The sequence below is a fragment of the Micromonospora sp. RV43 genome, from assembly GCF_001029515.1.
Taxonomy (GTDB): Bacteria; Actinomycetota; Actinomycetes; order Mycobacteriales; family Micromonosporaceae; genus Micromonospora; species Micromonospora aurantiaca.
Map to the genome: position 1 here is coordinate 1 of NZ_LEKG01000342.1, position 2,454 is coordinate 2,454.

Sequence of the window (2,454 nt, forward strand, 5' to 3'; positions counted from 1 at the left end):
CGGTCTGCGCGGCGGAGGCCGCGGCCTGAGCGTGTGCGAGACGTGCGAGGTTGACCAGCACCCGGGCGGCGGGATGGGCTTCGGGGTAGGTGGAGGCCATCATGAGCAGCGCGCCGGTATCCAGCGCCCAGCACGGTACGCAGGAAGTCGACGGCGGCGGCGTCGTCGTCGATGCCGCCCGCCTCGTGGCCGTTGAACCGCCACACCGTCAGATCCTTGTCGCCCCGGTAGTCGTGGTAGGCGGCGTAGACGGTGGACGGCGGCGTGATCTCGTCCATCAGCGCGACGGAGAACCGGGCCGGCACTGTGGCGCGGCGGGCGAACGCGACGGCGTCGACGTAGCCGAGCGTGCGCAGCGCCTGCTCCTCGCGGTCGCGGTGCACGGCGAGGTAGTCGCGGATCTCCCGGTACGGCGTGGCGTCGGTGATCGTGATGGCGCGTGGGATGTCGCAGAGGAACGGCACGTGCGCGACAGCCGCGCGGACCCGCGGGGCCAGCGCGGCGGCGGCGAGCGCGGCCGCGCCGCCCTGACTGTGACCGAGTACGGCGAGCCGGTCCGGGTCGACAGCGGGCAGCTCGCACGCGGCGTCCACGGCGCGGACCGCGTCGGTGAGGAAGCGCCGGTAGTAGTACTTGTTCGGGTCCTCGATGCCCCGGGTGGCCATGCCCGGCGCCTGCGGTCCGGCGGCGGCGACGTCGGGTGTGTCGCCCCGGCTCCAGCCCGAGCCCTGGCCGCGCGTGTCCATCTGGAGGTGCGCGAAGCCGGCCGCGGACCAGAGCAGGTTCTCCAGCGCGTGGCCGCGCCCGCCGCCGTACCCGACGTACTGCACGATCGTGGGCAGCGGCTCCGTCGCGCCGCGCGGCACCCGCAGCCAGGCGCGGATCGGCTGTCCGGCGAAGCCGGGGAAGGTCACGTCGAAGACGTCGACAGCGGTCAGCGGCGTGGGCAGCGGCGTCGCCGTCACGGGGTCGCCGCAGGAGCGCGCCTGTGCCAGAGTGTCAGCCCAGAAGGCGTCGAAGTCCGGAGGCTCGTGCAGGTCGCTGCGGTAGGTGCGGAGTTCGGCCTCGGTCAGGTCGGTGAACACGCCTCGGTTTTCCTCGTCGTTCGTCGGGGGTGGACGGCGAGCCGTCGGAAGATGACGGGCGCATTTCCGGAACGTTTCCGCAACTCGTGCGAACGCTAGGGCCGGTCCGGCCTGTCGTCAAGCCCTCGGCGTACGGCAAGATGTGCGTGGGGCGGGACGGTCTACCGGTCGGTTCCGGCAGCCGGCGAAGGGAACACGGGTGAGCGCGGACGACGAGCGCAGGGTGACCATCACCGCGATCGCACGGGAGGCCGGCGTCTCGGTCCCGACCGTGTCGCGCGTGCTCAACGGGCGGTCCGACGTCGCGCCGGACACCCGGGAACGGGTCGAGGAGCTGCTGCGACACCACGGCTACCGGCGCCGCGGCAGCCGTACCGTGCGCCGGGCGGACCTGGTCGACCTGGTCTTCAACGACCTGGACAGCCCGTGGGCGGTGGAGATCATCCGCGGCGTGGAGGACGTCAGCCACGCCGCCGGGGTGGGCACCGTCGTCTCGGCGATCCACCGCGAGTCCAGCTCCACCCGGCAGTGGCTGCACAACCTGCGCGCCCGCGCGTCCGACGGCGTGATCGTGGTGACCTCGCACCTGAGCCCGGCCGTGCAGGCCCAGCTGCGGCGCCTCAACGTGCCGGTGGTGGTGGTCGACCCGGCAGCCGGCGTGGCCGCCACGGACGTGCCGGCGATCGGCGCCACCAACTGGACCGGCGGCCTGGCCGCCACCGAGCACCTGCTCAAGCTCGGCCACCGCCGGATCGGTTTCGTGGCCGGCCCGCCGCACCTGCTGTGCAGCCGGGCCCGGCTGGACGGCTACCGGGCCGCGCTGGCCGCCGCCGGAGTGGCCGCCGACGACCGGCTGGTGCAGCCCGGCGACTTCTACCACGCCTCCGGGTTCACCGCCGGTGGCGCGCTGCTCGACCTGGACGACCCGCCGACGGCCATCTTCGCCGCCAGCGACCAGATGGCCTTCGGCGTGTACGAGGCGGTGCGCCGCCGCGGGCTGCGGGTCTGCGACGACGTGAGCGTGGTGGGCTTCGACGACCTGCCCGAGGCGCGGTGGGCCTCACCGCCGCTGACCACGGTGCGCCAGCCGCTGGTGGAGATGGGCCGGCTCGCCGCGCGTACGGTGCTGCGGCTGGCCCAGGGCGAGGAGATCGACTCGCCCCGGGTCGAGCTGGCCACCGAACTCGTGGTGCGGGACAGCACAGCGGGGCCCGCCTACCGCTGATCCGGGCCGCTCCTTTCAGTCCTGTTCCGGAATTTCCGGCTCCCGTAGAGCCGACCCGGCCGACAGGGCGACGGCGGCGGCGTTACGGCGACGCCGTCGCCCTGTCGGCCGGGTCGGCTCTACGGGAGCCGGAAATTCCGGAAC

At 73.7% G+C, this 2,454-nt stretch carries 1 protein-coding gene and 1 pseudogene; one reads left to right on the plus strand and one right to left on the minus strand.

The window, feature by feature from the left end; all coding sequences use genetic code 11:
* Window positions 1-143: 143 nt before the first annotated feature.
* Window positions 144-1,085: pseudogene (locus ABD52_RS36985) on the minus strand (acetylxylan esterase); the annotation flags it as partial.
* A gap of 199 nt (window positions 1,086-1,284) precedes the next feature.
* On the opposite strand from ABD52_RS36985, the gene ABD52_RS36990 reads away from it, so the two are divergent.
* Window positions 1,285-2,310, plus strand: coding sequence for a LacI family DNA-binding transcriptional regulator (locus ABD52_RS36990; protein WP_013286545.1), 1,026 nt, complete (start codon window positions 1,285-1,287; stop codon window positions 2,308-2,310).
* Window positions 2,311-2,454 lie beyond the last annotated feature (144 nt).